The sequence below is a fragment of the Rhizobium phaseoli genome (assembly GCF_001664385.1).
In the GTDB taxonomy this organism is placed as follows: Bacteria; Pseudomonadota; Alphaproteobacteria; order Rhizobiales; family Rhizobiaceae; genus Rhizobium; species Rhizobium phaseoli.
On record NZ_CP013535.1, the window covers coordinates 46151 to 68415 of the forward strand.

Here is a 22265-nt window from a genome sequence, read left to right on the forward strand (position 1 = left end):
CGTCATTCCGGTGCCGGTGTCGGTCACGGAAATGAGGACGTAGCTGCCGGGGCGGATCGCCGGGTACATCAGGACATAGTCGGAGTCGATCTTGCAACAGAGCCCTTGCAGGCGGGCACCTCAAAGCAGACAGGAGCTGCGATGGAGGACAAGGCTTCGCAGGTTCTATCGAGCACGAAATACAGCACTGCTACCAAGCAGTTGGCAGGATCCGTGCTCTCACAATCCAACAAAAAGCGCTGATGAACGAACAAGAACTTTCGAACCAGTTTCTGTTGTTTTTCCCGGGCTTCTCGTCAACCAGTCTTATTCCGTTTCCTGCCACCTTAACTCATCATCTTCCGGAAAAGCGGCAGTTGGTTGCGAACATCCAGTGCCTCGGTCGGTGGACTCCGCTGAAGCGCCTATTTGAAGTCACTCTGCCCCAGATACGCTTCAATGCAGCTAGGAATGGGAAGCGATGAGCAAAGTGCGTAGGAGATCAAAGTTTCCCACTCCTTGTGGCCTGCCGAGGTCGGCGATCGATGACAGGCGTAATCGAGAGACACTGGCCCCCGAGACATCAATCCCGCTTGGGGGAGACGTATCTGACAACGTTGGTTGTAAATCCGCTTTTGTTTGCCGATGCACATTCAGTGCCATGGCTGGATCGCATGGTTCAGATACACGCAGATAGACATCGCGACCGATCGCGCGCGTGCCCGGCCTCGCCGAAAAGGTGCCAGATGTGACGGCAGCCTTGCATGCAAAGCTCGACGAGCACCGGGCGTTCGTGCGGGAGCGTGGAGAAGACTTGCCGGAAATCCAGAATTGGCGCTGGGCACGCTCCTCCTAGTGCGACAGAGGACCGGATTGGGTAGCGACTACCACCAGCCATACTGCCGCAGCTACGCCGGCACGCAAGAGAAAGGATTCGAGTGCGAGGTGGCAACCTCGCCTTCGACTTGGGGTGTCCCACGGCAATCGCAGCCTTTGCAGCGTCAGCTACGTGTTTCGAGTCCTGTTCGTTCTGCAAACGATGCGATCTTAAAACGTCCTGGAGAATGATCGCCGGGTCATGCTGCAGCCGTCAACGAGAGGCAGCTAAGGGTGAAGCCCGGTCCCATCGCCGTCAGGACAGTTCTCCTGGGTAGTCCTTGCGCAAGAAGCTTCTCGAGTACGAACAGCGCGGTTGGCGAGGACATGTTCCCATAGTCCGAGAGAACCTCACGTTCCTGGTCGAGGGTTCCCTGGCTTAGTTTAAGCGCCGATTCCAAGGCGGTGATAACCTTTGATCCACCGGGGTGGCACGCAAACCGGTCAACGTCGGCAGGAGCAAGATCTGATCGGGCGAGTATGGACGTTACGCCCTTCAGCACATGAGTTTCGGCGAACGGTGGTATCGCACGATCGAAGATCACGCCCAGACCCTCCGGATCGACGCTCCATCCCATGATGTCTAGCGTGTCGGGCCACGTATGCTGGCCTGCAAGTTCGACCTCGGCCAGACCGGTCTCACTAGCACGCACCACGCAGGCGGCGGCCCCGTCGCCGAAGAGGGCGGTCGCCACGATGTTCGCCTTCGTAAGCTTGTCCATGCGAAATGCCAACGTGCAGGTCTCGACGGCGACCACCAGCACGACTGAGCCTGGCCGGGATGCCGCCAGCCGTGACCCGATTGAAAGCCCAGAGACTCCGCCGGCACAGCCGAGGCCAAACACGGGAACCCGTTCGACATCGTCCCGGAAGCCCAGTTCTCGGCTTACCCTCGCTTCCAGACTAGGTGTCGCAATACCAGTCGAGGAGACGGTTACGATCGTGTCGACATCGCCTGCTGCAATGCCCGCCGACACGAGAGCCTTGCTGGCGGCGGCGACGAACATTGCACCAGCGCCCTCGATATGAGCGAGGTTTCGTTCGGGCCATCCCGACGTCTCGAGATACCACTCGATCGGCCGGACGGCATAGCGGCGCCGAATTCCCGAGGTTTCGAACACCCTTGCCAGCTTTTCGAAATCGCCAAATCGCGATGAGAACGCGGTGTGCGAGGCTCGCGCCGCGTCACGCTGGTCGATGACATGTGGCGGAACGGCGGTGCCGACGGATACCAGCTTGACGGGTTGCTGCATAAGACTCCTTGCGACGGCGCGGGAAGAATTTGGTACGCCGCGCGAGGACGAGACCGAACCGTAACGCCTCGATCCTCAATAAGTTGCAATGCGGGCGAGCCTGACGCCGCACTTCGTCGGAAGGCTTCAGAGACGACGACGCGTGAAGGATGCCTCCCGCGGCTTCGTGTCTGCCTTGATCCACGTCAATGCGCTCAACAAGTTGGCTCCGTAATTGTCCGATCGAAAAGGAGACAGCGCGATGCTTGCTAGAGACATCATGACGACCCCGTGACGACGCTCGACGAGGGACACAACGTCAGGGAAGCCGTCGAGATCGTCAACGCCAGCAAGATCGGCGCGGTGCCCGTCATCGATGGCGAAGGGCGGCTCACCGGCATCGTCACCGGGGAGACCTGCTGCGCCGGGTGGCGTCATCCTGGGCGAGACGGGCGGTACCGCATACGCGCGACCGCGAAGATGCACTGGCGGACTATGTGAAGGCCCGAAGCTGGCGCGTCAAGGACGTGATGTCGACGCCCGTCGTCAGCGCCGCCCCGAGCGCAACCGCGAGCCAGCTCGCAGAACTCCTGCAGGCCCACGACATCAAACACCGAACGGCAGACTCGCCGGCATAATCAGCCGTCACGACTTGATGCGAGCGCTTCTCGATGTTCGACGGCAGTGTACTGCTTCCGGCGACGAGGCCCTAGGGACGGCCGTTCGTGGCCGCCTGGAAACCGAGTTCGAAATAAGGTTCCCCATCGTCAATGCGACCGTCTCCGACGGGGCAGTGACCCTGAGGGGAGAGGTCGAGACGGAGCTGGAATGCTCGGCGGCCAGGGTGGCGGCGGAAAGCATCCGCGGCGTCGGCGGCGTGGTAAACAACATCACCCTGGATACCGCATGGTGAGCTCTCTCAAACTATGAAATCGTCCCTGGAGTTTCCGTCATGTTTGTCAGGGTCATCGCAGACGCCGTCGTGTCGAGGCTTCTCCTCGTCATCCTGATCCTCATGGTGGGGACGGTCGTGAGCGTCCTACTGGTGAGGCCATCCGACGACTCCCGAACCGGGCGCGTCGAGCGCTCTCTCTGACCCGTGAGTGCGCGATGAACATCTGGCCCTCCAGGATTTAATTGTCCGGCCGCGTCCCGCAAATGGCGCGACGGATTCGATGCTCTCCGAACTATTCGGCTTCATCTGGCTGATGGGAAGGCGTCATCAGGCGTTGGTCGCAGGGCTGTCCCTGGCTCTTTTCGTTATCGGCGCGGCGCCTCTCGAACTCCAGCGCCGGATCGTCAATGAGGCGACCGAGCAAGCGTCATACCGGTCTCTTCTCTTTCTCGTCTCCCTCTATCTCGCGGTCGCAGTGTTGAAGGGCGCGATAAATTCACCTCCAACCTCTAAAGAAGCTGGGTGGGCGAAAAAAGCACGCTTTGGCTCGGGGCGCGCGTTCTGCATCGGGCCGAGACGCCGCCATCGGAATCCACGCTCGAGGGGGTTGAGCTGTCGATCGTCTTTGCGGAAGCGGAACCGGTGGGCAGTTTCGTTGGGACCAGCATCTCCGAGCCGCTACTCCAGATCGGCATCCTTGTCACCGTGGGCGGTTATCTGATCTATCTCCAGCCGCTGATGAGGATGGCCGTCGCAGCCACCTTCGCCCCGCAGATTGCGTTCGTCCCGATGTTAGGCTGCTCACCTGGCTTTTGGAGATGCCGCTCATACCCATGGCCTTGACCAAGTCGTCGACAGAACGAGTCGAGATTCCCTGGATATGCGCTTCCTGGATAACGGCCGTCAGAGCTTTCTCTGCCATGCGGCGCGGTTCAAGGAAGCTCGGAAAGTAGCTGCCTTTGCGCAGCTTCGGAATGCGAAGCTCGACGGTGCCAGCCCGCGTCTCCCGATGTCACGGTAGCCATTGCGTTGTGCGAGCCGCATCGAGTTCTTCACACCGAAGTCTGCACCCGTAGCCGAGCCTACTTCCAGCTCCATCAGCCGATCGGCAGCAAGACCGATCATCTCACGCAACAAATCTGCATCGGCACTCTTCTCAACAAGGGAGCGCACGTTCATCATGTCATTGGTCATCGGTGATCTTTCCGTCAGGTTGGTCTTGAACAACCCGACCCTAGCGGAAAAACACTGATGGCCGCCCGCAAAGCCGGTCACCCGCTACAGCGCAACGAGAAGCGCGCGGGCGCTCGGCTTTACTCCCTACCGTCACCTACGCCACGTACTGGGACACGATCCGATAGAACGGCCACCTTTTCCCGCGTGCAAGTGGCCATATGGGGGTGGCGTAATAACCAGGCATACGCGAGGTCGGTATGGCAGGTTTGATCTCTCCTTCCAGGTCGCTCGCGTTATAGATCGCGACGACGCCGGGCACCGAGAACGCATCGCCGACATCGATGTTCAGGATTCGGGCATGTGGCTGGTCGGAGCGTCGCAATGCGATATGCAACATACCGCGGCGCCATGTCATCGACATACTGACCAACACCCGTCAGCAGACGTGGATCTTCGGTGCGCTTGTCCCGCTTGCCGACAAGTTTGGGCCGCAGCTCGACGGAATGGTCCTGCTGGCTCATTCGTAGAACTCCACACCCTTTCGCAACTCTTGCCATTGCGCGTCGTCGTGGCCGAAAATGATAGAAGCTCCCCGCTCCCGAAGAGCTTTCAGGCGAGCGAGTGCCTCTGCGGCGAGTTCGATGTTCCAAGTATTTCTCGGAGCGATACCGGTGTCGACGCTCGCCTGGAGCGGGGCAGCATCTGAAGCGAGTATAAATGAACCATCTTTTTCCAGCTCGACACGGGCGACGGTCATTCCGGGGGTATGACCCGGCATGGGCAGCAAGACGATGCGCCCGTCGCCAAAGACGTCATGCTCCGCATTGAAGGTCTGGAAACCCTGGGGCTGGTCCCATTCTCCTCGAAGATAGCCTTGATTTTCTGCACCGCTTGCCGTGGCGGCCTGCGCCTCCGCTTCGTGGCAGAGGATCGTTGCGCGCCGAAAGTACGCGTTGCAGCCGCAATGATCGGGATGCAGATGTGAACAGATCACAACATCTATGTCCTCGGGATCGAGAGCAAGAGTCTTCAACTGATGAACGACCGTCCGCTCTGGCGAAAAGATCGGGGTCATAACCTTGCTTAACCCACCCCATCGCGCGCCTGGATCGATGGCGGCCTCTGGATTGCATCCGCTATCGAACAGCGCGTTGCCTTGGGGATGGCGCATCAGGGTGGCGTGAACCGGCAATTCAATCGCTTCTTCCTTCAGCGCCCCAGGGACGTAGATGGACCGGCGCATACGAAGGCGGCCGGCCTCGAGAAAATGCATCTTCATCTTAAGGTCCTCTCTTGCTAGCCAGTTCGCGGACGGCGTTGACGATGTTTTCATAGCCCGTACAACGACAGATGTTTCCTGAGAGCGCTTCCCTGATCTTATCATCGGTTTCCAGCGGATGGTGGCGAAGAAGGTCGATGATCGCCAACGATGAAACTGGGCCTACAAATTCGCATTGCAGGCCATGATGCTGGCGGAACGCTTCTTGGATTCGTCCGAGTATCGACGCTTCCCTGGCCATGGTTTCGATTTCGCTCCCGTCTGCCTGCACTGCAAGCATCAGACAGGAGCGTGCGCTCCTTCCATCGAGAATGACGGTGCAGGCACCGCAAACGCCATGTTCGCACCCGACATGGGTTCCGGTCAGGCAAAGGATCCTGGCGCAGGAAGTGGCTCAGCAGCGTTCGTGCTTCGATCGTGCGCGTCATATACGCTTCGTTGACGCTGACGGTGATCGTCTTCTCACTCATCTTGCTTGAAGCCTTTCGTGGTTCGCGCGGCTCCAGGCGGCGCGAAGGGCCCGTTTGGCAAGGACGCCTGAGAGATGCCTGCGGTAATCTGCAGAGGCATGGATATCCGTGTTGGGCGTGAGGATTCCAGCCAGGCGATCCGCCACCGTATCGAGAGCCGGCTCGGAAACATCCGTCCTCGATGATCTCTTCAAGCCGCAGCGGGGTTTCACCAACGCCCATCATGCCAACGCGAACGTCAGACGCCCTGCCATCTACACAATGCAGCGTCGTCGCAAAGCAAGCGAGTGCGAAGTCCCCGTGGCGTTTTGCAAACTCCTCAAATCCCCATCCGGCATCCGGTCTCATCGCGTCGAGCTCGACGCGAATTACAAACTCGTCCGGTTCCAACGAGTTGACCAGCGATCCGACAAAAAAATCGGCTGCAGGTATTTCGCGTCTGCCGCGCTGAGAGGAGGCGATGACCGTCCCACCGAGGAACCGTGTCATCATCGGCATCTCGGTCGCTGGATCCGCATGCGCGACGCTGCCGCCGAAGGTGCCGCGGTTGCGCACGGTCATATGGGTGACGTGATGCATCGCCTCATGCACGATCGGCAAGTGTTGGCGGATGATCGGGTCTGTCGCGGTCATGTGATGGCGTACCGTCGGCGCCGATTCTCACCCGATCTCCGTGCAGTTCGATCCGATCTCCATGAACCGACGTTACTACGCGCGGCGCCCAAAATCCCGCGGCCCTGCTCGGATGGATACGATCTCTCTGAGCAGTTCGAGGTTCTCGCCGGTCATGGTGGCCACGTCTTCGATCGTGCAGATATGCATCGAACGAGCCATCAGGCGGCCTTTTGCGCAGTGGAGACCGTCGGAAGCATATTCCACGGCAACAGGTCTTCAAGCCTATCTACCGGTTAATCTTTGATCTGGGTTAGGACGTCCGTGAGGTAGCTCTCGGGGTTGCGGCCATGCAGTTTGTCCGTTCCAATGATGGTCAAATATTAGCGTTGCGCTATCCCGTTCGTAATTTGCATCGTGTAAGTCTTCACTCCTGATGCTCGTTCTCGGGCCGCGCCACGCAACGCGCGGCCCGTCTTTCGGTTTTCTCAACCCGGGAAATTGCTACTCGGATTGATTGATTATTACGAGTTTATATGCAACCTTCGGTACGATCGCCGACGGTCGGCGCACATCAGGAGGAAAAACCATGATCCGTACTAATGCAGTTGCAGCACTTGTGTTTGCTGTAGCAACCTCAGCTCTTGCTTTCGATGCAAGCAACTTCAAGGATTTTTCAAGCATCGCATCGGCTTCCAGCAGTTGGCAGAACCAGTCCGGCTCGACGATGATCATTCAAGTCGACTCGTTCGGAAATGTCTCCGGCCAATATGTAAACAGAGCCCAGGGCACCGGATGCCAGAACTCGCCCTATCCGCTAACAGGAAGGGTAAACGGGACGTTCATCGCATTTTCGGTCGGCTGGAACAATTCGACGGAGAACTGCAATTCCGCAACCGGATGGACCGGCTACGCACAGGTCAACGGCAACAACACTGAGATAGTCACGAGCTGGAACCTCGCTTACGAAGGCGGCTCCGGTCCGGCCATTGAGCAAGGACAAGACACTTTCCAGTACGTGCCGACGACTGAGAACAAAAGCCTCTTGAAGGATTAATCTCCTCTGCCCTGCCGGCGCTGGCCCGTCAGAGATTGTGGAGCAAGAATTCATCGAATATGGCCAAAGGCTTAGACGAAGCTGCTTTCCCTGCCGAATAAAAGCGCCGCGTGCTCGTCCGCGCGGCGCAAATCCTTATTTGATGAGTTCAATGCGGCCAAAACTTTCCGGACAAAAGTAAGCATCCGAGGATGCGCCGCCTTGGGGCAAACGCGGCGATCTGATCAAGGTCGTTTGGCACGATGGCCAGGGGGCCTGCCTGTTCACGAAAAAATTGGAGCGAGGAAGGTTTATCTAGCGTGACGGCCAGGGCGCTTGTCTGTTCACGAAGAAGCTGGAGCGCGGCCGCTTCATCTGGCCGTCAGCCGCTGACGGCACGGTGGTGATCACACCGGCGCAGCTCGGTTATCTGCTCGAAGGTCTACAGAAATATCCCTGCTTGTGAGTCTGACGAATCATCACCGGACAAGATCGAGGTGCTGGATCCGAGCCATCCGTTATTTGGACGCCCCTTTAATGTGATGCGTGAGGTGGGACGTAGAGGCGGCAACTTCGCGCCGTCGTATGAGGTTGAACATCGTGGTGGATCGACCTTGCTGATACCCGTGTCTGCGACACAGGGATATGTCGAAGCCTGAAATACTGACGCGCGAAGGACACCATTCGCCCAATTGTGAGGAGAAGGTTTTGCCAATCACTGTGCAACGCCTCCGCCTTGCAGCGGGCATCTAGGTAAAGGCACAGCGCAACAGATGGACACACGAACCTAGTTTGCTCAGCGCCGTACAACTTGCCGCCAGGCTCGATATTCCCGTCAATTGGATTTACGTTCAAATCAGGCGGAAGCGCCTGCTCATCGACCAGCAATCAACCGGAGCATATTTGTTCCAAAATTCCCCAGCGGTCGTCAACGCGGTTCGCGACCTTCGCAACCGTACCATTCATCAACTCGATCTGAGAATCATTCAGCCTCACCAGGAGGGGCATCAACATGCGTTGTCGCTGGAGGGAATTGACTGGCGCGCACGGCAGGAAACCTGGCGCCCCAGCCGGGTTTGACTCAATTTTTGCATTGAAATTGTTGAGAAATCTGATTCAATGTCGTTATGACATTGCCGCCGCTTACCCTGCCATCGGACCTTGCCAGCGCTCATCCGGCGCTGCTGGCCGAACGTGCTGCGCGGCTGCAAGCTGAGGCGGACGCGGCCAACGCGAAGGCGCGGCTGTCGAGCATTGAGGCGCTCAACGTGCATTTGCAGTTGCTGACCGGCAAGCTGGAGCGCGAGAAGCACGGGCCGCGCCGCGAGCGCACGCAGCGGCTGATCGATCAGTTGGAATTTGCAGCTCGAAGAGCTCGTGGCGTAGGCCGCCGAGGACGAACTGAGCGTCCAAGAGGCCGCGGCCAGAACGCAGTCCGTGCGCGCCTTCGCCCGCAAGCGTCCAGTGCGCAAGGCGTGGCCCAAAGACGTCGAGCGCGCACGCATCGTCATCGAAGCGCCGACGGCATGTGCCTGCTGTGGCGGCTCGCGGCTGTCGAAGCTGGGCGAGGATGTGACGGAAACGCTGGAGGATATCCCGCGCCGATTCAAGGTGATCGAGACGGTGCGCGAGAAATTTACCTGCCGCGATTGCGAGGCGATCAGTCAGGCTCCCGCACCGTTCCATGCGACGCCCGCGCGGCTTCATCGGCCCTCAGTTGCTGGCGACGATCGTGTTCGACAAGTTCGGGCAGCACATCCCGCTGAACCGCCAGAGCACGCGGTTCAAATGTGAGGCATCGGTCCGTCGACCTAGACCCTGGCCGGTGAATGTTGATCCGAATGTCTTCGAGCTGCGGCAAATGCTGGAGCATCACTGTCGCACGGCATACCAGGAGGCAACGTAGCCGGCTGCGGCGACCCCATGCGAATGCGGGACGTCGCGGACGATGCTACCGACAATGGCGTCCCTTTGATCGACGCCATTCGGCCAGTTCGGCACGATGTAGCCGCGATAGCTGTAGATCCAGGTCTCGCCGGCCACATCGCCCTTTCCAGTGAATTGCAGCTCGACAGGGTCTCCCGGACGCACCGTACCGGTCAATTCCAGCGACCACCCGGGCCCACCAATGGTTCCGCCGACCTTGCGCCGAGCCAACTCGGTCAGCACCAGCGTTCCCTGGCCAAATTCCAGTGCATTGAAATCAACCGATAAATCGGGATTGTTGATCAGGCTGCGATAACTCCAAGTGCCAGTGAAGCTCATAGTTCCTCCCAATGGCGATCGACGCCCTAATGATGGCCGGAAACGGTGCCACCCTGGCCGTCCGGCAGGGTGATCCTGATGTTCTGCATCATGCCCTGGTCCTCATGATCGAGGATGTGGCAATGCAGAACGAACTCGCCGATATAGCGCTGGTAGTGCGTCCGCACGGTGATCGTGTAGCGCGCCGACGGATCGGTGCCGGGATTCTTGATCCACAGCGTGTCCTTCCAGACATTTTTCAAGCCTGGATATTGCGGATCGCCGTCGTCATCGGCGCCAAGCGCGCTGACATCGTTGCCGGCCGCATCGACAATTTTGATGATCTGAAACGGATTGACATGGATATGGAATGGGTGGCTGACGAAATCCGAGCGGAGCGTCCATTCGTCGACTCCGCTCAGCGGCAACGTCCGGTCGATGCGGTTGGGATCATAAGGTTTGCCGTCAACCTCGAAGAAGGTGGCACCCGGCTGTTTCACATCGATGTTAAACACCAGTTGCTGCTCGCCGGTGACCTCGCCCGCGTCGATGTCCGGATGGGGAATAAAGCTTGAGAGCGACATCTCGTTCTTGAGGTCATCGATAACCTTGCCGGCGACATTCTGTGACATCGTGCGCTCAGCCGCCGAAATCAGCCAATCCTGAAGATAGGTGCCGATCTCGCCATTGACGGCATGGCCGCCTACTGCAGTGACTATGCCGAGAAGCCGTCGGCTTGGAGCCTCCTGGTTGACGCTGGCCGCTGCCGGTGCGGCGCCATCGATGATGCAGTAGTCACCCGCTCCTGGCAACACCACCAGCGCGTCAACGCGGTAGCCCGGTTGCAGGATCGCTTGCTGCCGCATCTGCACCTGCGCCATTGTCAGCCCGTCCTGGGCCACCACCCCATACGGAATAGTATCCTTGCCGCAATTCTGGTCGATCCATCTGTCGGTGTCCGCTGCCGCAAGCGTGCGGAACGCGGTCGTCCCGGTCTTGCGCCGGATTTCGAAATTGATGGTGTCGCGAACCCCGGCGTGTATCATCCGCCACCGCTCGACCGAGCCAGCCTCCGCTGATGCCAACTGACCAAGCACCTGGCCGTTGACGCTGGTGAAGCGGCCCGAAGCCGGCCAACTGCCAGGTCCGAACTGATCGTAGCTTTCGATGCCGCCCACCTGTCCTGGCTGGCAATCATAAGTGATGTCGCCATTGTTATCGGTGCAAGCATATTGAATCTGCTGTAGCACCAAAACCCGTTCGGCGATATCGGAGCCGCCCGGCTGCTTCAATAGGCGGTCTATATCGCCAGTCTCGGTCGGTGTCGGCATGCGATCGCCACGGATGATCAACGCCCCGGACATGCCACTCGACACCTGCAATGCGGTTGATCCGTGTAGGTGTGGGTGATACCAGAAGGTGCCGGCGGGATGCTCAACGGCGATGTTGTATTCATATTGGAACGAAACGCCGGGACGGATTGAGATCAGCACATTATCGCCATTGCCAGACGGATTTACCCAGAGACCGTGCGAATGCAGGTTGGTACCGTTGAAGCAATGGGGGGTATTGGCACTGCCACCGCCGATGCCGCAGGTGGAATCCTGAGGGAACAGGTTGTGAAGCGTTACCCGCACCGTCTGACCGGGCCGTAGATCGATGGTCGGTCCAACCAATGGCGTGTCGGCACCGGATAAGCCGGTCTGGCGGGCGTCTTGATAGCCGCGCAGTTTAACGTGGTCGTAGCGCGCCGTGGCCGGATTGTAGATCTGTCGGTCGAGATAGGTAGCGTTCATATCGAGCAGAACCTCGCCCGGAAATGTCTCCCGGCTTTGTTCGAAGGTTTTCAGCATCCCCTGGGATTTTGTGATAGGTTGCAGCATATAGGCCAGGGGGTTAGTCACGGCCCTGGCCTCTTGAGCGACTGCGAATAGCGCATGGGTGACCGAAAAAACGCTCGCCATACCGAAGATCGCAATTTTGTCAGACACAGACAAACAACCCTCCCAAACCTCTGCCCGGAGTTTTGTTCTCCCCGGGTCGAACCGCATCCACAAAGTTCTACTGCGTCACCATGCGTTCACCTGCAATTCGACTTTGACTCGCGCGCTTTCTCGGGAGAAGACAGCTGCCGCCGCGCGACGAGAAAGTTTCAAGACTCATGCCACTCTGGCCGGATCGAGCCTCAGAAGGAATCTTGTGCCTATGCTTCAAGGACTTCCACGAGAGCGCGGTAGGAAGTCGGGCGGAACAGCACCATGGCGCGCACCTGACAAACCTGACAGCAGGTGTAGTAGGCCCGACATTTTTGTGGGGAGCATCGTTACGTGCGGCAATACGCGTCTCACCTTGTTTGTTTGTCGAGCTGCACTCGAGCAACGCCTTGACGCTCATATCGCGGTCACCGCCGCGGGCATTAATGTCGGCGTCACATACCGTTCATCACACCGCCTAATCGGAGAGACACCACGGGCAGACTACGCCAGTTCTTCCGGCTCTCTGCGCTGCGCGATGATCTCGAAACAAGGTTGCTTGCTCAGGAGTATCGCGCCCTGCTCCTCGACGATCATTTCGACGACGGCAGGAGGGAGCCCTTCCACAATCTTCTCCTATGGACGTCTCTTATGGACGTCCAACGCGATATCTCAGATGCACGGAGCCGAGGCCAGCGGCTTCGGCGCTGATAAACGTGAGCCTCGCCCTGCCGGCAAGCCCATCCTCGCCGCCCTCGAATATGGCCGGTGTATTCGACTTGCCTCCGATCGCAGGGAAGATGACCAGGCTGACCTCGTCAACAAGACCCGCCTTCAAGAAATGGCCATTGGTTTGCGCCCCGCCTTCCAGCATCAAGCGCTTCACACCGAACTCGGTTCCAAGAAGGTCAAGCGCGTTTTTCAGATCGACGCCATCTTTCTCCGAGACGATATAGGAAACGCCAGCCTGGGTGAGGCCCGCCAGGTAAGCATCATCCACGTCAGATCCTGTCAGGACCACAAGGTGAGCTCCGTCAATGTCGCTCTTGTCCCAGCGTAGCCGACCGTCCTTATCCACGATGACAGCGAACTCGCCGGCGTCCGGGTTGGCGATATGGATCGGTCGCGCGGCTGTGCCGGTTGCTTGATAGGGGCGGTCGACGGCGTCCGCGAACTCTTCTCCCGTCGCTCTTCCCGAAAGCCAGGCGTCGGCACCGATCTTCTCATGCAGGCCGTCATAGATCTTCACGAGCTCATCGACCGAATGGCCGGTTGCCTCGGCCCAATCATTGACGATCAATCGGCCATCCAGCGGCGACATCATGTGACAGATTACATAGGGTCTGGGCATTGGATTACTCTCCTCTACAAACATTCCACCGTCAGTGACCTGCCTTCAACCAGGCTGCGAATTTATCCATCCAGTCGGGGTGCCAGCGTGAAAGCGCCGGCCGGTTCAGGATCATGTCGTCGGCCGCCCAGCGGATCCTTCTGGCATCGATCGCAGACGTAACCGCGTTATCCGGACAGATGATGTAAAAATTCTCGTCGAGCAGACGGACCAGGAAGTATTCCACCAGTTGCTCTGCGGTCCATGCCTCATCGGGTTTCGCAATGCCCTGCGGCTTGAGTGCGATGTTCATGGGTGTCCACGTGTAGCCAGGGACGAGGAGATGAGCCGAAACACGACCTCCCGTCTCCTTCAGAAGCTCGTGCGACAGCTGTTCGGTCAGGACTTTGACAGCTGCCTTCGCCACCGAATATGCGGCGTTACCTGGAGGAGTCGTAATACCTTCCTTGGAGCCGAGGTTGACAACGGCCGACTGGCGACCGGCTTCGATCATGTAGGGCACGAAGACGTGTTGCGCGGCCTGAACACCTCGGAAGTTTACATCGATCTGGCGTCGCCACTTTGCAGGATTGTCCCAAGGGCCGGCTCCTTGCGTTATGCCCGCGTTGTTTACTAGAACGGCCACGTCGCCAAACCGCGAAATCGTTTCGTCCCGCAACCTGGTCAGTGCCGACAAATCTGATACGTCGCCGCTCACGATCAGGATGTCCGTGTCGAGTGTCGAAGTAACATCCTCAAGTGCGTCGGCGTCGAGATCCAGCAGCGCGAGCTTCATGCCGCGGGCCGCGAGAGCCCTCGCGATTGCCAAGCCGATGCCCTTCGCAGCTCCCGTGATGACCGCAACGCGGCCAGGAGCAACGACGCTGTTCATTCTCTCGCTCATTTTTTGTCTTTCCCGTCATTGGACCGTCACCGCTGGAAGGTGTGCCGGACAAGCCGTCGCCGTGGAATTTTTCTCCGAGAAGCGTGCCGGCCGATGGCACCAGCGCAGAGAAGTCCATCAACGCTACTCGGGCGCTTGGGTCGTCGGATCATATCCGCGGGCTGCGAACGACCGTTCGATCGCACTATAAGAATAGGGTAGCGCGACGGCTACTTGAAGTGAGCGGGATCGCACGCACCGATGAGCCGTGTTCACTCAAGGGCCTTCGTGACGTAGGGAATGCCTGGCCAGTTCGACCGCGGACGGGACCAAAAAGGTAACGCACTCCTGGTCCCTGCCAGATCGGTGGATGATTTTCACTCACCGCCCCGATCAATTTTGCTCATGTAACCAATCGGCTCCACGGGCATTTGGTCACCAGCGCCTCGAGACGATCGTGGTGCTGACCAAACCAAAGGAGTGAAATCATGACAGGGAATAAACCACTCGCAATGATCACGGGCGGCTCATCTGGAATAGGCTTCGAGCTTGCCAAACAATTCGCCAAGAATGGATTCGATGTCGCCATTTCAGGCTCAAGCGACAAGGTGAACGAGGCCGCCGATGCGCTACGAAGCCTTGATGCCGAAGCATATCCGTTCAAAGCGGATGCCTCGACGTACGATGGCGTCGAGAGGTTCTGGACCTTTACGCACGGGCTGGGGCGCCCCTTGGAAGCCGCGGCTCTGAACGTCGGTATCGGTATTGGCGGCGCCTTTGTCGATAACGATCTCGAGGATGAGCTTCGCCTGCTTGCGATCAATGTAACCGGGACCGTCCATATGGCCAAACGCGTCGTCCAACATATGGTCAAGAACGGCCGCGGCAGGATTCTCATCACCTCCTCGGTTTCGGCGACCCTGCCCACGCCATACGAAACCGTTTACGGCCCGTCGAAGGCATTTGGTTATATGTTCGCGTCTGCGCGAGGAGTTGCGCTCGACCGGGGTCACGGTGACGGCACTCCTTCCGGGCGCCACCAACAGCGACTTCCACGCGAACGCTGGAATGGGCGGTACGAAGCTCGGTGGCCAACAAAAAAACGACAAGACGCTCGTCGCCCAGCAGGGGTTCGAGGCTCTCATGAACGGCATCGACCATATCGTCGGCGGAGATCAGGAAACCAAGCGCCAGGTGTTGGAAAACCGGACGACCCCCGAGCCCGTCAAAGCCGCGCGGCAAGCCGAATTGACCCAACCGCAGTGAAGGAGCACGTCATGTCACATCTGAAAAACAAGGTCGCCATCGTCACAGGGGCTTCCTCGGGCATTGGAGCGGCGACCGCCAGAGGATTGGCGGAAAAAGGTGCGCGCGTCGTCCTTGCCGGCCGCAATGAGGAACGCCTCAGTCAGATCGTCGAAGACATCACCGGTTCGGGAGGTATTGCCAGCTACAAGGTTGCTGATGCCACGGATTTTGAGAGTACCAAGGCCCTCGTCGCGTTCGCCACAACGACGTACGGCCCGGTCGATATATTGGTCAACAATGCCGGCCTCATGCTCTTTTCCTATTGGAAGGATGCCGCCGTCGGCGATTGGAACAAGATGATCGATACCAATCTGCGTGGCTATCTGCATGCGATCGCCGCGGTGCTGCCGTCGATGTTGGAGCGCCGGTCCGGCCGCATCCTGAATATGAGCTCTATCGCCGGCGTTCATGTCGGCGAGGCGGCAGGGGTTTACGGAGCCACGAAGTTCTTCATACGCGGTATTACCGAAAGCCTCAGGAAGGAGGTGGGCGTGGGTAGCGGGATCCAAGTGTCTATGATCAGCCCTGGCGTGATCGATACCGGCTGGGCCGACAAGGTTCATGACGAGACGGGCAGAAAGATCGCCGGAGAGCTCAACAAGCAGGGTATTCCGCCGTCGTCGATGGCTGAAGCCGTGGTCTATGCACTAGACCAGCCCCCGGAGATCACGATCAACGACATTTCGTCCATCCAACCCGGCAGGACTGGTAGCCCGCGTTTTCGAGAGCTCAGAACTAGAACCTCCGGGACTGTTAGACCGCCTCGCGGAACCAACCGGTGCCGTCTCTCGTGGCTGTGGACACGAAGATCTTCATTGCATGACGATCTAATCCCGGACGTTTTCGTTTTTCAGCGACCGGGCCATCTCCGCCGTCCTTCGCAGGATCCAACATGGATCACTAGGTCAAATTTTTGACTGCTTCCTCGGCCATCACATACCAAATACAGGGCCAGTTAAATAAGGATTGAAGGTGCCGGCCGGCCTGAAGCAAGGTCGGCGCCGGCAAGGGCGATCTTTTTCAGTACAAGTGCGAGTATCCATAACTCATGGTATCAACGCGGGCCGATCTGGCCGACCTTGAAACTTTCGTCGCGATCGCGCGTGCGGGGGGGTTCCGAAAGGCCGCCGCGCTTCGCGGCGTTTCCGGGTCTGCCCTCAGCCACTCGATCAGGGGTTTGGAGGCCCGTCTGGGCGTCCGTCTGTTTCATCGGACAAGCAGGAGCATCAGTCTCACCGCCGCCGGCGAAGTGCTGCTTGCCGAACTGGAGCCCCGTTTCCTCGGCATTCAAGCTGCGATGGATCTCCTAGACAGTTTCAGGAGCGGGCCTACGGGCAGAGTGAGAGTGACCACCCTGCGTGACGCCGCCGAGCTGCTGATCGCTCCTCGACTGCACAGTTTTCGCAAGAGCTACCCAGATGTCGAGGTCGAAGTCAGCGTCGAGGATCGCTTCATCGATATGGTCGCCGAAGGTTTTGACGCGGGCATCCGTTATGGGGGAACGGTTCCCGAGGGGATGATCGCGTCGCGTCTGACATCCGAACTCGAATGGATCGTAGTCGGTTCTCCGGCCTATCTCAACGAACGAGGGCGGCCCGCGCGGCCGGAAGATCTCTTGACGCACGAGTGCATCCGGATCCGAACCGGTACAGATCACCTCTGCAAATGGGAACTTGGCGACGGCGATCGCATGGTTTCTCTCGACGTTCCGGGACTTCTCACGCTCGGAGATTCGGAACTATCTATCCGCATGGCGGAGGAGGGAGGCGGTCTCTTTTATTGCCTGCAGGCCCGGGTCGAGGACAAACTTGCGGCCGGTTCACTCGAAGTCGTGCTGCCGGACTGGACCTCTACCGGGCCGGGTTTTCATGCATACTACGTTTCGCATCGACAGGTGCCGTCCGCTCTCCGGACGTTTCTCGACTACCTTAAGGCGCCGGTTGCGGGCGATTGAAGTGACGACCAGACGAGACAGCTTCACCAGGCAGGAGAATCGCACATGGATGGTAAGGAGTTGTTTTGCTGAGGCAAATCGACTCAAGAACTCTCCGATAATTTGGAGGTTCGGATGAATCGATTTGCCACCTGTTTTAAAAGATCTGCCCGACCCTCGGGGCGCAACACACGTCATCCGCTGATGTCGATCCTGTTCATTGCCATTGCCGCGATCGTTTGCGGCGCCGAAAGCTGCGCCGACATGGCCGATTCGGCGTTTCCAAAAAGAAGTGGCTCAAGACGATCGTGCCGCTGCCCTATGGCATCGCCGGCCATGGCACCTTCTCCACCGTTTTCCGCTGCCTCAATCAGGTTGCCTTCGAAGCCGCTTTACCGAAGCCTTTGCAAAGGGCATGGAAGGCGTGGTGGCGGTCGACGGCAAGGCGGTACGAGGCGCCGCCGCTGCCCCTCGTCAAGGTCTGGGCTGCCGGTTGCGGCCTGGTCATCGGCCAACAGACCGCGCCGGGCCGCAACGAGGTCCAAGGGGCGCTCGATGCGCTTGCGCTTTTGTCGCTGGAAGGTGCCATCGTCACCGCCGATGCCCTGCATTGCCGCGCCGATACCGCTCATGCCATCCTTTCCGCCGGCGGCGACTATGCCCTGGCGTTGAAGGCCAATCAGCCCGGCCTCCTGGCACAGACGATTGCTCGTCTGGACGACGTCGAGCCACTCGGCGTCCAGACCGCCGCCGAGAATGACCATGACCGCTGCGAAAGACGCCGTGCCTGCATCGTCGCCGTCAATGACATCGACTTCCCCGGCCTGCAGGCCATCGGATCCGTCGAGGCCACAAGCCGTCATGCCGATGGCCGTCTGACCAGCCATGTCCGCTACTTCCTGCTCTCCACCATCATGTCGGCTGCCGCCCTGATCGAGGTAACCAGAACTCATTGGCAGATCGAAAACAAACTGCACTGGGTGCTCGACGTCCAGTTCCGCGAGGATGCCGCCAGAAACCGTAAGGATCACGGACCGGCAAACATTGCTCTGTTACGAAAGATTGCCCTCAACCTCATCCGAGCCCATCCAGATAAGGCCTCCATTCGTCGAAAGATCAAGAACGCAGGGTGGGACGATCAGTTCCTCATCTCTATCATCGCTCATATGCGATAGCCCTGCTTCACCAGGGGAATTTGAGTGCCGGCAGAAAGCGGTCGCTCGCAGCCAGAAAAATAATTGGCAGCAAGATCGCCTGGCATCCTTTAACATGCCGAAAGCGGAAAAAAATACGTGACAGCCTCCGATCCCTCTCTGAGCGGAGGCCATCCATGATGGTAGAGAATCCGCAAGTCTTCGGCTGTCTGACACGACCAGCCGGTACGAATGCGGTACTGCCACGGCTCTCCTCCAGGCGCCCGTTTTTGATCTCTCGATATCTAAATTTGTGCAGACGAGCAGGCAAAGCTATAACGGCAGGATCAACGAATACTGGTAGCTCTCAGACAATCTGGATCGATATCAACCGGGAATGCCTGCATATGTAGGGAGGATTCAAGCACGGCGTGAGGGCGATGCAGACGGACGAGGCGGAGACGTCACGGAAACCCGAGAGCACCTGCATCACCTCGCTCGAGGTTTCCAGGCGGCCTTGTAGGAGACCCGCGGCGTAGTGCCCCGAAAACCCCACCGCGCAAATGCTGATTATGAAAGACAGTACGAAAATGATTACTCTGTAGCCGGAAACGGGACAACAGCCTGTCCATTGTGGTCGATCCTTGTCCATAGGCGGCGAAGAAACTTCATCAATCGGGATCCGCCTCCGAGGGAAGCATCGAATCATCAATGACGACACGAAAGCTGCGCGACCGAGGTTGTCTGTCAACAGATTGTCTGATAAAGCTTGCTAAGGTTCAAACTGTCTCACAAACTTGCGGAGGAATAACTCCGTAACAGAACCGGCGCTGCCGCAGCCGGCACAACTTTCACTGCTGAAATCGATTGCCGCGATGTCCCTTGTTTTCAATGGAAAGCGGTGACCGCATCTCGGCTATGTGAAGGCTTCGAACATGTCGTCGTCCTCGCGACGGCGGGACGCGACGCCTTGATGAACAAACGGGCGTCCTTTTTATGGATGGACGGCTCCATGGCGCCGAGATCACCAGCTTCCCCAATATGCATCTCGAGATGCCGATCTGGGACAGGTAAGTATCGAGATTCAAGAAGCAGAGAAGATGATTGATAAGAAAGCATTACTCGATAATATGACCTTGGCGGAGCAGGTCTCGCTACTTTCCGGCGATACGTTCTGGTCTTTACCGCCCATCGACCGCCTAGGGATAGGGAGATTGCGCTTGACCGACGGCCCCAACGGCGCCCGCGGGGCGGGGTCTTTTGTCGGAGGTGTGACTGCAGCGGCTTTCCCGGTGGGCATCGCCATCGGAGCGAGTTGGAACCCGGATCTAGCCAAGGAAATCGGCAGTGCCCTAGGTGACGAGGTTCTTTCAAAAGGTGCCCACGTCTCGTTAGCCCCCACCGTTAACATCCAGCGTAGCGTCACAAACGGCCGCAACTTTGAGTGCTTCTCTGAGGATCCGATCCTGACGGCGGAACTTGCAGTCGGCTATATCGAAGGTCTGCAGTCCACGAAAGTCGGTGCCACGATAAAACATTTCGTCGGCAACGAGTCCGAGATTGAACGTACAACCATCTCTTCAGATATCGATGAACGCACGCTGCGCGAAGTCTACCTGATACCCTTTGAGACGGCGGTGAAGCGGGCAAAGGTCTGGGCCGTGATGTCTTCGTATAACAAGCTAAACGGTACTTACACGGCGGAAAGCCATTGGCTGTTGAACGAGGTTCTGCGCGGTGACTGGGGTTTTAACGGCGTGGTGATGTCGGACTGGTTCGGCTCGCGTTCGACCGCACCCACCGTGAATGCCGGGCTGGATCTGGAGATGCCGGGCCCGACTCGCGATCGCGGCTCCAAGCTACTGGCTGCGGTCGAAGGCGGCGAGGTTAGTGTCGAGACGATCCGCGCCTGTGTGCGCAATATCCTGACTTTGATGGAACGCACCGGCGCTATCAACGATCATCGCGAGTTTAAGGAGTACGCCATTGATCGACCGGAACATAGGGCATTGATCAGGCGCGCGGGAGCGGAAAGCGCAGTTCTGCTACAGAATGACGGGGTCCTGCCATTGGCTCAGCAAGGTATGGTCGCCATCATTGGACCCAATGCTAAGGTCGCGCAGGTGATGGGAGGCGGCTCGGCGCAGTTGAACCCTCACTATGTCATCAGTCCGTGGCAGGGGCTGGTGGACGCGCTGGGTGAGGAGAATCTGTGCTACGCTCAGGGTTGCAACAATTATCGGTTTCAGCCGCTAATCGAAAACCCCACAACCTTCGAGTTTTTCCAAGGAAGGGAGCTAGCTGGCGAACCGGTGAAGGTCGTCGAGGAACCGTCGAGCCTTGGTGTATGGTTGCCCCCCGTGGCCGAGGGCTTTGTCGATCCCCTTCGCTTTTCGGCTAGAATGCGCACCATCTTCACAGCCTCGGAAGCCGGCATCTATCGCGTCGGACTAACCTCGGCCGGGCTTGGCCGGGTCTATGTGGACGGCAGACTTGTGGTGGACGCTTGGGCTTCCTGGATACGTGGTACCACATTCTTTGAAGAAGGCTGCGAAGAGGTCGTGGGTGAAATCACGCTCGAAGCCGGCCGTACATACGAGGTCGTCGCCGAGTACGCCCGGCACGACCACGTCAACCTCTATATCGCTGCAATTCGGGTAGGAATAGGCAGATTTTCGGCCGAAGCGGAGATTGCCGAGGCAGCAGCCGTCGCGGCAAAGGCTGATCATGCGGTAGTCTTCGTGGGCAGAACGGGCGACTGGGATACCGAGGGCTCCGATCTTCGCGGTATTGCACTTCCCGGTCTGCAGAACCAGCTTGTTGAGGCGGTAATTGCGGCCAATCCGAACACGATCGTCGTACTACAAACCGGTGGACCGGTGGAAATGCCCTGGCTTTCCGGTGCTCGTGCAGTACTGCAATGCTGGTATCCCGGACAGGAGGCTGGCAACGCGATCGCCGATGTGCTCCTCGGCAAGGCCGAGCCCTCGGGCCGACTGGCACAGACCTTCCCCGTGCGCTGGGCTGACAACCCCACACATACCGAGGATGACGCGGTCTATCCAGGTAAGGACGGCCATGTGCGATATGACGAAGGTGTGTTCGTCGGTTATCGGCACTACGACCGCCACGGCATTAAGCCGCTGTTCCCGTTCGGTCATGGTCTCGGTTATTCAAGCTTTGCGATGTCGGACCTGACGGTAGGGCTACCGGACGCTGCCGGCGCGGTGACAGTGACACTGGAATTGACCAACATCAGCGAGCGGCCAGGTTCGGCAGTGGTGCAAATCTATGTCGGCGATGTTGAAGCATCTATACCCAGACCGGTTAAAGAGCTGAAAGCCTTCTCGAAAATTGCCCTGGAACCCGGTGAGAAACGAAGGTTGCGTTTCATACTTGACGCCCGAACATTTGCCTTCTTCGACACGACCGAGCGGCGTTGGCGGATAGAGGCGGGGGAATTTGCAGTGATGGCTGGGTTCTCGGCCACCGACATCCGTTTGAGTTTAACTGTCACGCAAAAGGGCGCTGTCTTGGCGCTCTGAATGTGCCGCAAATCAATGACCATATTGGGCAGTGGTTGAGTTCCAACGTATGCAGTTTTGGCGGTGAAGCTGGGTGAGTTGAGTGAGAGAATGCCTCAAAACCGGTACTTGGTTAATGGCCCGGCCAAACACCGCCTGCGCCTCCAAAAACAGGCAATGTTTTCTGAACGATCGTAAGCGCGATTTTCTCCGCACCTTCTGCAATTGAGTGAGCTTTGGCATGAGGTGTCCACCCAAATAGGTGGACACCAAGGGATGGAAGAGGTGACCTGCCACTGAATTTTCATCCGGCGGCGATTAGAGCCTCGGCGGTTTTGAATACGCCAAGTGGCGCGGTGTGAGTGTGTTTCGGCGTGCAAAT

Annotated in this window: 18 protein-coding genes and 9 pseudogenes; 13 read left to right on the forward strand and 14 right to left on the reverse strand. The window is 58.5% G+C overall.

Annotated elements, in window-relative coordinates; all coding sequences use genetic code 11:
• The first annotated feature begins 697 nt into the window (after positions 1-697).
• On the forward strand, positions 698-835 hold the full coding sequence (locus AMC88_RS33760; protein ID WP_257784652.1) for a hypothetical protein: 138 nt from the start codon (positions 698-700) through the stop codon (positions 833-835).
• A 220-nt stretch (positions 836-1055) separates the two neighbouring features.
• On the opposite strand, the gene AMC88_RS25480 is transcribed toward AMC88_RS33760, so the two are convergent.
• Positions 1056-2108 carry a type III polyketide synthase gene (locus tag AMC88_RS25480; RefSeq protein ID WP_008534153.1) on the reverse strand — a complete coding sequence of 351 codons (1053 nt, stop codon included), beginning with the start codon at positions 2106-2108 and terminating at the stop codon, positions 1056-1058.
• A gap of 270 nt (positions 2109-2378) precedes the next feature.
• On the opposite strand from AMC88_RS25480, the gene AMC88_RS25485 reads away from it, so the two are divergent.
• The 3 genes from AMC88_RS25485 (at position 2379) to AMC88_RS33765 (ending at position 3183) form a co-directional block, all read left to right on the forward strand.
• Positions 2379-2588 carry a CBS domain-containing protein gene (locus AMC88_RS25485; protein WP_008534154.1) on the forward strand — a complete coding sequence of 70 codons (210 nt, stop codon included), beginning with the start codon at positions 2379-2381 and terminating at the stop codon, positions 2586-2588.
• A 154-nt stretch (positions 2589-2742) separates the two neighbouring features.
• A complete protein-coding gene (locus AMC88_RS25490) occupies positions 2743-3000 on the forward strand; it encodes a BON domain-containing protein (RefSeq protein ID WP_008534156.1) in 258 nt (85 codons plus the stop codon).
• 39 nt (positions 3001-3039) lie between these two features.
• A complete protein-coding gene (locus AMC88_RS33765) occupies positions 3040-3183 on the forward strand; it encodes a hypothetical protein (RefSeq protein WP_016737394.1) in 144 nt (47 codons plus the stop codon).
• Positions 3184-3775: 592 nt separating this feature from the next.
• Here the strand turns inward: AMC88_RS33765 and AMC88_RS25500 are convergent.
• From AMC88_RS25500 to AMC88_RS34785, 7 genes and pseudogenes are all read right to left on the reverse strand, one after another.
• A pseudogene (locus AMC88_RS25500) lies at positions 3776-4176 on the reverse strand (transposase); the annotation flags it as partial.
• A 178-nt stretch (positions 4177-4354) separates the two neighbouring features.
• A pseudogene (locus AMC88_RS32340) lies at positions 4355-4679 on the reverse strand (xanthine dehydrogenase family protein molybdopterin-binding subunit); the annotation flags it as partial.
• On the reverse strand, positions 4676-5437 hold the full coding sequence (locus AMC88_RS25510; protein WP_004674371.1) for an N-acyl homoserine lactonase family protein: 762 nt from the start codon (positions 5435-5437) through the stop codon (positions 4676-4678). The gene AMC88_RS25510 and the pseudogene AMC88_RS32340, both read right to left, overlap by 4 nt.
• 1 nt (position 5438) lies before the next feature.
• Positions 5439-5717: a (2Fe-2S)-binding protein gene (locus tag AMC88_RS25515; protein WP_008534159.1), complete on the reverse strand. Its 279-nt coding sequence runs from the start codon at positions 5715-5717 to the stop codon at positions 5439-5441.
• 186 nt (positions 5718-5903) lie between these two features.
• Complete coding sequence (locus AMC88_RS34150; protein ID WP_308821658.1) at positions 5904-6119, reverse strand: hypothetical protein; 216 nt, start codon at positions 6117-6119, stop codon at positions 5904-5906.
• A gap of 202 nt (positions 6120-6321) precedes the next feature.
• Positions 6322-6540: pseudogene (locus tag AMC88_RS34155) on the reverse strand (FAD binding domain-containing protein); the annotation flags it as partial.
• 200 nt (positions 6541-6740) lie between these two features.
• Positions 6741-6899 (reverse strand): annotated as a pseudogene (locus AMC88_RS34785) (transposase domain-containing protein); the annotation flags it as partial.
• 209 nt (positions 6900-7108) lie between these two features.
• On the opposite strand from AMC88_RS34785, the gene AMC88_RS25520 reads away from it, so the two are divergent.
• From AMC88_RS25520 to AMC88_RS32360, 4 genes and pseudogenes are all read left to right on the forward strand, one after another.
• On the forward strand, positions 7109-7576 hold the full coding sequence (locus AMC88_RS25520) for an avidin/streptavidin family protein (RefSeq protein ID WP_004674376.1): 468 nt from the start codon (positions 7109-7111) through the stop codon (positions 7574-7576).
• 205 nt (positions 7577-7781) lie between these two features.
• Positions 7782-8021, forward strand: a pseudogene (gene tnpB, locus AMC88_RS34530) (IS66 family insertion sequence element accessory protein TnpB); the annotation flags it as partial.
• A 326-nt stretch (positions 8022-8347) separates the two neighbouring features.
• The gene (locus AMC88_RS25525) at positions 8348-8635 is read left to right on the forward strand and encodes a hypothetical protein (RefSeq protein WP_008534161.1); all 288 of its coding nucleotides are present in this window, start codon (positions 8348-8350) and stop codon (positions 8633-8635) included.
• 47 nt (positions 8636-8682) lie between these two features.
• A pseudogene (locus tag AMC88_RS32360) lies at positions 8683-9350 on the forward strand (transposase domain-containing protein); the annotation flags it as partial.
• A gap of 77 nt (positions 9351-9427) precedes the next feature.
• Here AMC88_RS32360 and AMC88_RS25535 read toward each other — a convergent pair.
• From AMC88_RS25535 to AMC88_RS25550, 5 genes are all read right to left on the reverse strand, one after another.
• Positions 9428-9820 (reverse strand): hypothetical protein, encoded by a 393-nt coding sequence (locus AMC88_RS25535; RefSeq protein WP_004674379.1) that lies wholly within the window; start codon positions 9818-9820, stop codon positions 9428-9430.
• 26 nt (positions 9821-9846) lie between these two features.
• The gene (locus tag AMC88_RS25540; protein WP_016737399.1) at positions 9847-11796 is read right to left on the reverse strand and encodes a multicopper oxidase family protein; all 1950 of its coding nucleotides are present in this window, start codon (positions 11794-11796) and stop codon (positions 9847-9849) included.
• Positions 11797-12276: 480 nt separating this feature from the next.
• Positions 12277-12399, reverse strand: a complete 123-nt coding sequence (locus tag AMC88_RS34535; RefSeq protein WP_009982859.1) for a hypothetical protein — start codon at positions 12397-12399, stop codon at positions 12277-12279.
• Between the two features lie 22 nt (positions 12400-12421).
• Positions 12422-13147 (reverse strand): RibD family protein, encoded by a 726-nt coding sequence (locus AMC88_RS25545; RefSeq protein WP_225884158.1) that lies wholly within the window; start codon positions 13145-13147, stop codon positions 12422-12424.
• A 7-nt stretch (positions 13148-13154) separates the two neighbouring features.
• Positions 13155-14006 carry an SDR family NAD(P)-dependent oxidoreductase gene (locus AMC88_RS25550; protein ID WP_008534165.1) on the reverse strand — a complete coding sequence of 284 codons (852 nt, stop codon included), beginning with the start codon at positions 14004-14006 and terminating at the stop codon, positions 13155-13157.
• Between the two features lie 467 nt (positions 14007-14473).
• On the opposite strand from AMC88_RS25550, the pseudogene AMC88_RS25555 reads away from it, so the two are divergent.
• The 4 genes and pseudogenes from AMC88_RS25555 to AMC88_RS25570 all read left to right on the forward strand — a co-directional run bounded on the left by AMC88_RS25555 (position 14474) and on the right by AMC88_RS25570 (position 18401).
• Positions 14474-15251: pseudogene (locus AMC88_RS25555) on the forward strand (SDR family NAD(P)-dependent oxidoreductase).
• A gap of 11 nt (positions 15252-15262) precedes the next feature.
• Positions 15263-16005: pseudogene (locus AMC88_RS25560) on the forward strand (SDR family oxidoreductase).
• 336 nt (positions 16006-16341) lie between these two features.
• A complete protein-coding gene (locus tag AMC88_RS25565) occupies positions 16342-17247 on the forward strand; it encodes a LysR family transcriptional regulator (protein ID WP_004674388.1) in 906 nt (301 codons plus the stop codon).
• A gap of 287 nt (positions 17248-17534) precedes the next feature.
• Positions 17535-18401 (forward strand): ISAs1 family transposase, encoded by an 867-nt coding sequence (locus AMC88_RS25570; RefSeq protein WP_237353186.1) that lies wholly within the window; start codon positions 17535-17537, stop codon positions 18399-18401.
• 409 nt (positions 18402-18810) lie between these two features.
• On the opposite strand, the pseudogene AMC88_RS34715 reads toward AMC88_RS25570, so the two are convergent.
• A pseudogene (locus AMC88_RS34715) lies at positions 18811-18991 on the reverse strand (hypothetical protein); the annotation flags it as partial.
• Between the two features lie 468 nt (positions 18992-19459).
• Here AMC88_RS34715 and AMC88_RS25580 point away from each other — a divergent pair.
• A complete protein-coding gene (locus AMC88_RS25580) occupies positions 19460-21904 on the forward strand; it encodes a beta-glucosidase (protein WP_016737400.1) in 2445 nt (814 codons plus the stop codon).
• Positions 21905-22265: the final 361 nt, after the last annotated feature.

Bases quoted from the DNA above. Each gene is read 5' to 3' on its own strand.
- AMC88_RS25480 (WP_008534153.1), bottom strand. From the start codon at position 2,108: ATGCAGCAACCCGTCAAGCTGGTATCCGTCGGCACCGCCGTTCCGCCA.
- AMC88_RS25490 (WP_008534156.1), top strand. From the start codon at position 2,743: ATGCGAGCGCTTCTCGATGTTCGACGGCAGTGTACTGCTTCCGGCGAC.
- AMC88_RS33765 (WP_016737394.1), top strand. From the start codon at position 3,040: ATGTTTGTCAGGGTCATCGCAGACGCCGTCGTGTCGAGGCTTCTCCTC.
- AMC88_RS25510 (WP_004674371.1), bottom strand. From the start codon at position 5,437: ATGAAGATGCATTTTCTCGAGGCCGGCCGCCTTCGTATGCGCCGGTCC.
- AMC88_RS25515 (WP_008534159.1), bottom strand. From the start codon at position 5,717: ATGCTTGCAGTGCAGGCAGACGGGAGCGAAATCGAAACCATGGCCAGG.
- AMC88_RS25520 (WP_004674376.1), top strand. From the start codon at position 7,109: ATGATCCGTACTAATGCAGTTGCAGCACTTGTGTTTGCTGTAGCAACC.
- AMC88_RS25535 (WP_004674379.1), bottom strand. From the start codon at position 9,820: ATGAGCTTCACTGGCACTTGGAGTTATCGCAGCCTGATCAACAATCCC.
- AMC88_RS25545 (WP_225884158.1), bottom strand. From the start codon at position 13,147: ATGTTTGTAGAGGAGAGTAATCCAATGCCCAGACCCTATGTAATCTGT.
- AMC88_RS25550 (WP_008534165.1), bottom strand. From the start codon at position 14,006: ATGAGCGAGAGAATGAACAGCGTCGTTGCTCCTGGCCGCGTTGCGGTC.
- AMC88_RS25565 (WP_004674388.1), top strand. From the start codon at position 16,342: ATGGTATCAACGCGGGCCGATCTGGCCGACCTTGAAACTTTCGTCGCG.
- AMC88_RS25580 (WP_016737400.1), top strand. From the start codon at position 19,460: ATGATTGATAAGAAAGCATTACTCGATAATATGACCTTGGCGGAGCAG.